Source organism: Roseateles sp., assembly GCF_044373315.1.
GTDB lineage: Bacteria > Pseudomonadota > Gammaproteobacteria > Burkholderiales > Burkholderiaceae_C > JACDQM01.
In genome coordinates this window covers 1-6,529 of the sequence record NZ_JBILQK010000137.1, presented here as the reverse complement: position 1 = coordinate 6,529, position 6,529 = coordinate 1, and the positions used below count along the sequence as shown (strand labels likewise).

At 67.5% G+C, this 6,529-nt stretch carries 8 protein-coding genes; 6 read left to right on the top strand and 2 right to left on the bottom strand.

From position 1 onward, the window contains the following. Positions 1–691, bottom strand: a 691-nt coding sequence (locus ACIQ67_RS18700) for a fatty acid desaturase (protein WP_397535889.1), incomplete at its 3' end; no start/stop codon positions are given. A gap of 93 nt (positions 692–784) precedes the next feature. Here ACIQ67_RS18700 and ACIQ67_RS18695 point away from each other — a divergent pair. The 3 genes from ACIQ67_RS18695 (at position 785) to ACIQ67_RS18685 (ending at position 3,402) form a co-directional block, all read left to right on the top strand. Next, positions 785–1,885, top strand: coding sequence for an AraC family transcriptional regulator (locus ACIQ67_RS18695; protein WP_397535888.1), 1,101 nt, complete (start codon positions 785–787; stop codon positions 1,883–1,885). Positions 1,886–2,033: 148 nt separating this feature from the next. Continuing rightward, positions 2,034–2,261 (top strand): hypothetical protein, encoded by a 228-nt coding sequence (locus ACIQ67_RS18690; RefSeq protein WP_397535887.1) that lies wholly within the window; start codon positions 2,034–2,036, stop codon positions 2,259–2,261. A gap of 109 nt (positions 2,262–2,370) precedes the next feature. Further along, positions 2,371–3,402, top strand: coding sequence for a hypothetical protein (locus tag ACIQ67_RS18685; protein ID WP_397535886.1), 1,032 nt, complete (start codon positions 2,371–2,373; stop codon positions 3,400–3,402). Between the two features lie 12 nt (positions 3,403–3,414). Here the strand turns inward: ACIQ67_RS18685 and ACIQ67_RS18680 are convergent, their stop codons facing one another. After that, the gene (locus ACIQ67_RS18680) at positions 3,415–4,521 is read right to left on the bottom strand and encodes a PQQ-dependent sugar dehydrogenase (protein WP_397535885.1); all 1,107 of its coding nucleotides are present in this window, start codon (positions 4,519–4,521) and stop codon (positions 3,415–3,417) included. A 10-nt stretch (positions 4,522–4,531) separates the two neighbouring features. Here ACIQ67_RS18680 and ACIQ67_RS18675 point away from each other — a divergent pair, with 10 nt between their 5' ends. The 3 genes from ACIQ67_RS18675 to truD all read left to right on the top strand — a co-directional run bounded on the left by ACIQ67_RS18675 (position 4,532) and on the right by truD (position 6,529). Then, on the top strand, positions 4,532–4,999 hold the full coding sequence (locus ACIQ67_RS18675) for a hypothetical protein (protein WP_397535884.1): 468 nt from the start codon (positions 4,532–4,534) through the stop codon (positions 4,997–4,999). Between the two features lie 103 nt (positions 5,000–5,102). Next, positions 5,103–5,321, top strand: coding sequence for a hypothetical protein (locus ACIQ67_RS18670; RefSeq protein ID WP_397535883.1), 219 nt, complete (start codon positions 5,103–5,105; stop codon positions 5,319–5,321). 185 nt (positions 5,322–5,506) lie between these two features. Further along, positions 5,507–6,529: a tRNA pseudouridine(13) synthase TruD gene (gene truD, locus ACIQ67_RS18665; RefSeq protein ID WP_397535882.1), complete on the top strand. Its 1,023-nt coding sequence runs from the start codon at positions 5,507–5,509 to the stop codon at positions 6,527–6,529.

Below are 6,529 nucleotides of genomic sequence, written 5' to 3'. Positions count from 1 at the left end.
TCTTCAGCGACCAGACGGGCAGGCCCGCCTTCTGCAGCCGCGCACGTTCAAGGCCCCAGGCGCGCCGGAAGGCGCCTGGCATCTCACGCAGCACGAAGCGGTAGATGGACTCGCCCATGCGTGAGGATGCCGGGTCAAGCGGCGTGGCGACATCGCGGTGATGGCCGCGGTTGTGCTCGATGTAGAAATGACCGTAAGCGGTGGTGGCCAGCACCAGCTTGGCCAGCCAGCGTTCCAGCGCCGCCTGCTTGTGGCCCAGTTCATGGCCCAGGTTGATGCAGAAGCCGCCGACCGAGCCGGTAATGATCACCATCGCCAGCATGCCATGCCAGGGCAGCGGATGCGCGGACACGAACCAGACGCAGAAGATGAAGGCCAGCCAGAGGATGGGCACCAGGGCATAGGTGATGCGGCGGTAGTAGCGGTCTGCATCCAGCGCCGGCACGGCGGATTCGGGCGGGTTGCTGCGATCGGTGCCCAGCAGCCAGTCGAGCAAGGGCACGACGCCGTAGAGAAAGGCCACGGGCAGCCACAGCAGCCGCGGGTCGCCGCTCCAAATCAGCAGCGCAGGGCCTAGGGTCACCGAGGCGGGCACCAGCAGGCTCAGCAGCCAGGCATAGCGCTTGCGGTCGCGGTAGGGCGCGGCCGGTTCGGGTGGATTGGTCTCGGGCGATGGCATCGCGAGGCTCATGGCTTGTCTCCTTGTGTTTGCCGCAGTCTGGGCGCATCGGCTGCGCGCAAACACCGAGGCAGGTGGCAAGCTATCGTCATAAAGTGACAAGCTATGCCAGTTTCCTGCCGAACACGCCCGCAAGCCAGCACGGCCCTTGAGGCGGCCCTGCCCGTGACGGGGGCCAAGGTACACCCCACGTATGCACGCCTGCTGTGCATGTTGTTGCGCAGCCTGGGGGCTGATGTGGAGCACAGCCTGGCCGCGGCTGGCCTGAGCTGGGCCGAGCTGGCGGTGCGGGAACAGATGCTGGACTTCGCCGTCGTGCATCAGCTGGTGCTGGCGGCGCTGGCGGCCAGCGAGCGGCCGGCGCTGGGTCTGGACCTGGGCCAGCTGGCGCAGATCTCAGCCCATGGCGCGCTGGGGTATGCGATGGTTGCGAGCCGCGATCTCCGCCAGGCTTTGGAGACGGTAGCTCGATTCGCCAGCCTGCGCAACGGCTTGCTGCGCTTCGAGCTGCAGGAAGACGCAGCGCAGGCCGTGCTGCGGGTGCATGAGTGTTGCAATCTCGGCCAGGCGCGCGGCTTTGTGCTGGAGATGGTGCTGGGCACGGCGCTGCGCCTGATGGAATCGGTGGTGGGGCATCGCGTGCCGGCCTTGCGCATCGAGCTGCCTTTCGCTCAACCCACGGACCCGCGCTGGCTGGCGCAGCTGCGCCAGCAGTTCGATGGCCCGCTCGGGTTTGATGCGCCGGTACTGGCCGTTCATCTGACGCCGGCGATGCTGAGCCTGCCCTGCCTGACGGCCGATCCACGCGCCTACGAGGCGGCGCGGCAGGACTGTGAACGCGAGCTGGCGCAGGCGCGTGGCGCGCCCGGCCCCTGGACCTTGCGGGTGCAGCAGCTGCTGCTGCAGCGCGCGCCGGGTGAGCCCTTCGCTGGTGTGGCCGAGGCGGCCGCGCACTGCCATGCTTCGGTGCGGACCTTGATCCGGCATCTACGCCTGGAAGGCGGCAGCTATCAAGCGGTGCTGGACGGCGTGCGCCAGGAACAGGCCTTGCGGGCGCTGCGCCAGGGCGAGGACTCGGTTGAAGAGATCGCCGCAGCGCTGGGCTTCGAGGACACATCCAACTTCAGCCGTACCGTCAGGCGCTGGTTCGGCCTCACGCCGACCGCACTGCGGGCCCGCTTGCGTGGGGAAGGCGTCTTCCGCTGAGCAAGCGGCCTTCGCAGTGACGGCCCCTAGACTTTTTTACATCTGCCCCAAGACAAGCTGACCCGGAAACGCCCATGCCGATCAAAACCTCTTGCGCCCGACAGGCCGAACGCCTGAGCCGTTCTTGCCACCTTGCGTTTGCCCGGCCATGCTGAACTGGATCGACCGCCTGCCATGGACCTGGTTGCTGCTGCTGGCCGCCTGGTTGGCCATTGCACCCATCAGGCCCGAACCCCATCTGGTGGAGAAGCTGCGCATGCTGAGCCAGGGCACGCTGGTGCGCCCGCTCGACATTTTCGATTTGTTGATGCATGCCACGCCGCTGCTGGTGGTGCTGATCAAGCTTTGGCGGCAGTGGCGCAAGGGTCAGCCCTGAAGGGCCAAGCTAGGGTTGTGTTTCCTCCCGGTGCGTGAGCCTTTGCGGCGGTGCTTGCTGCGTAAACCAAAGAGCAAGCAAGAGACCCCCCGCCCAGAGGAACACTGCCATGCCTGCCTTCTCCACCCGCTTCGCCCTGGCTGCCGCCTGCCTGCTGATCTCGGTCGCCACCATGGCCAAGGATGCCCCCGAGCCCTTTGCGCTGCAGCCCGGCGCCGAGCTGACAGCAGGCGCAGACAGCGCGCTCGATTGGAGCAACAGCGCTGCCTTCAAAGGCGTGCGCCGCGTCGTGGTGCCGGAGTTCAGCATCGAGTTCCTGCAGGGAAATGCGGCCGGCAGCAGCGCTGGCAAGGCCTCGGTGGCGCAGCGATGGCGGCTCGAAGGCGTGGGGCCAGCCGAGTTCCAGGCCATCACCGACGCCGCCTATGCCCAGCTGCTGGCCACGCTGCAGGCGGCCGGCTTCGACGTGGTGGGCGCAGAGACGATGCGGGCCCACCCGGCTTTTGCCAAGATGCAGGCCCAGGGCAAGCCCAGCGGCCACGCCACAGGCGCTGGGCTGGCGATGGCGCCTGCCGGCATGCTGGTGATGCCCCTGGGCACGGTGGGCCAGCGCAGCGACGGCGGCGCCATGGGCGGCGCGCTCAAGACCCTGCAGACCTTCAGCGCCGTGAGCTCGGCGATCAGCGGCGGCTTCGACACGCAGGAGATGGCGCGTGGCCTGGACGCCACTGTGCTGCAGCTGCACTTGGCGGTGGACTTCTCACAGGTCGGCGCCAAGCGCGGCTTCGTGCAGCGCATGAGCGGCAAGGCCGAGGTGTCGGGCAAGGCCCAGCCCTCGATCGCTGCCGGCGCTCAAGTGAGCTTCATGACCCCGGCTACTCAAGGCGCCACGCTGCAGCTGGCCCGCCCGCTGCTGCTGCCCGAAGACACCTTCAACGGCACGCGCGAAGCCACCAGCAGCGCCACCAAGACCGCCAATGTTGCCGGCGCGCTGCTGCGCTTTGCGGCCGGCGTCGGCGGCGGCCACGAGACGGTGGAATATGAGGTCAGCGCCGAGCCCGAACAGTACAAGCGCCGCCTGATCGAAGGCCTCGGCCAGTTCAACGCCGCTGTGGCGGCCCGGCTGGCGGCAGCGCGCTGAGGGCCGCGACGCTCAAGGCGCCGCCGGCACCACCCGCAACACGCGCCCCTCGGGGCTGTCCGTCAGCAGATAGATCGCGCCGTCAGGCCCGGCGCGCACGTCGCGCAGGCGTTCACCAAGCTCCTGGAAAAGCAGCTCTTGCGTCCCCGGCAGGCCGTTGATCATCGGCACGCGGCGCACGCTGCGCTCCACCAGTGCCGAGACCAGCAGGCTGCCGCGCCAGCCAGGGAACAAGGCGCCGTCGTACCAGGCCATGCCGGCCGGGGCGATCGAGGGTGTCCATTCCACCAAAGGCGCCTGCATGCCGGGCACACTGCGGTACGGCGTGATGCGGGCGTAGGTGTAGTCGACACCGCCGGTGGTGACGGGCCAGCCGTAGTTGGCACCGGGCTGGATGCGGTTGAGCTCATCGCCGCCACGTGCGCCGTGCTCATGGGCAAACGGCAGGCCATCCACCACCGCCATGCCCTGCGGGTTTCGATGCCCGAGGGTGTATATCTCGGGTCGCGCCTCGGGGCGCTTCACGAAAGGGTTATCTGCCGGCACGCTGCCATCGGGCCTGATGCGCATCAGCTTGCCAAGATGGGTGTGCAAGCGCTGCGCATCGGTGCGCTCCAGATTGCCGTCGCCCATGCCGAACAGCAGGGTTCCGTCAGGCAGCCAAGCCATGCGGCCGCCGTAATGCTGCGTGTCTGACTTGGCGGGCTGCGAGGTGAATATGGCTTGCACCTGCTGCAGCTGACGGCCGTCGAAGCGGGCACTGATCACGCGCAGATGGTTGGCCTCGGGCGCGCCATGCGCGAATGACAGCAGCACGCGGCGGTTGTTCGAAAAGTCCGGGTCCAGCAGTAGATCGAACAGACCGGCCTGCCCCCGCGCCAGCACCGGCGGCAGGCCGGCCACAGGCTCGGCACGCAGCTGCAGTCGGCCATCTGGTCCGGGCTCGATCAGGCGCAGCCGGCCCGGTCGCTCAGTAACCAGTAGGGCGCCACCGGGAAGAAAGGCCAGGGACCAGGGATGCACCAGCCCGGTGGCGACAGTCTCGATCCGGTAGCCTGTCGCCTGCGCCGAGGAGAGCAAGGCCAGCACACCCACGAGCAAAGCGAGCACGTATTTCATAATGAACATTATGAGAGTGATCCCCACACGCAGTTCACCGTCCGCCCATTGGACGCGGCATCTGGCGCCGCTGCTGCTGGCCTGCCTCCTGGCAGCTGCCTGGGGCTCGGTGGTGCAGACGCAATGGAATCTGCAGGCGCTGGTGGGCCTGGGGGTGGACATCCCCGCCAGCGAACGCGCCCGCGCCACCTGGCAAGACCTGATCGGCTTCGCGCCCGTCTATGCCGGAATCCTGGCCGCCGGCTGGCTGCCGGCGCTGCCGGTGGCCGCATTCTTGGCACGCCGCTGGCCAGCCTGGCGCAGCGCGCTGCTGGCGGCAGCGGCCGGTGCGGGCATGGTGGCTGCCGTTCGCGCCATCGATGCGCTAGCACCCATGCCGGTGTTCATCGATGCCACCCGGCACCTGAGCGGCCTGCTGGCCATGGCCACAGGGGCCGTGATCGGCGGTTTTGTGTATGCCCGGCTCACGGCCCGCTGATGGCCCAGGGCTGCCAGAGCCAGCTGCACCGATTTCACCCCCTGCTTGGGGATACAGGTCCACACCTGCAGCACCACAGGCTTGCGAACCGGATTGACGAACGATGAAAACCATTGACGAGATGCTCAACCTGGCGCTGCTCACGCCTGAGCAACACCATCAGATCAGCGCCTGGCTTGCGCAGGCCGACTCGCCCGATGAAATCCTGCAGATGCCCGCAGCGCTGTGGCAGGCGGTTGAACGCGCTAGCGTGGTGATGGGCATCGACACCGACCTGCTGCGGCCGCCGGCGCTGGATGCAGGCGGCTTGGATGGGTATTGAGCGAAAGCAGGCCCAGACGCGCTGCAACTTGAATCGCTTGCAGCGCTGGAGTGGCGCGCACAGGCCCCGCTGCAGCCACAGCTGTTAAGCCGGCGCCTGCGGGTGGGGAGACAATCGCTGTTCGCACCGCTCCCGGTCGGCCAGACAGCCTGCCCCGGTCGACAGCTGCAGCCACCAACCCCCTCATGACCGACGCTCTTCCTCCTGCTCCTAAGTACACGACCCTGCCGCAGTGGCCAAAGGCTTATCCGGCCAGCGGTGCCAGCGCCACACTGAAGCTCCTCAACGAGGACTTCATCGTGACCGAACTGCCACTGCAGCTGCCCTCCGGTGCAGGCGAACACCTCTGGCTGGACGTCGAGAAGAACGGGGCCAACACGGCTTTCGTCGCCCAGCAGCTGGCCGGGGCCGCCGGCGTCGAGGAACGCGACGTGGGCTATGCCGGCCTCAAGGACCGCTACGCCATCACCCGTCAGTGGTTCAGCATCTGTTTTCCGAAGGGCGAGACGCCCGACCTGACCCAGCTTCAGCACCCAGAGTTCAAAGTGCTGAGCCAGAGTCGGCATGTGAAAAAGCTGCGCCCCGGTGATCTGCAGGGCAACCGCTTCCGCATCGTGCTGCGTGAGGTGACGGGCGATCGCGACGCCATCGAAGCCAATCTGAAGGCCATTGCGTCACAGGGCGTGCCCAACTACTTCGGCGCGCAGCGCTTCGGCCATGACGGTGGCAATGTCGAACAGGGCCGCGCCATGCTGACGCGCGAGATCCGCGTGCGCAACCCCAAGAAGAAGGGCATCTATCTGTCGGCAGTGCGCTCGTTTGTCTTCAATGAAGTGCTGGCGCTGCGCATTCAGCAGGGACTCTGGGGCACGACCCTGCCCGGTGACGTCATGGACAAGGACGAAGCGGGCCGGCCCACCGGGCCGCTCTGGGGTCGGGGCCGCGTGAGCACCACCGATCAGGCCCAAGCCTTGGAGAACGGCGTGGCTGCAAGTCACGCCAGCTTGTGCGACGGCATGGAGCACGCCGGTCTGGATCAGGAGCGCCGCGCCCTAGTGGCGAGCCCGGCGGACCTGTCATGGGAATGGCTGCAAGCCAATCAACTGGTGCTGACGTTCTCGTTGCCGGCCGGCAATTACGCCACGTCCGTTCTGAACGAAATTCTCCGCACCGCGGAGCCTGAGCGGCACCCCCCCGCGTCAGAATAG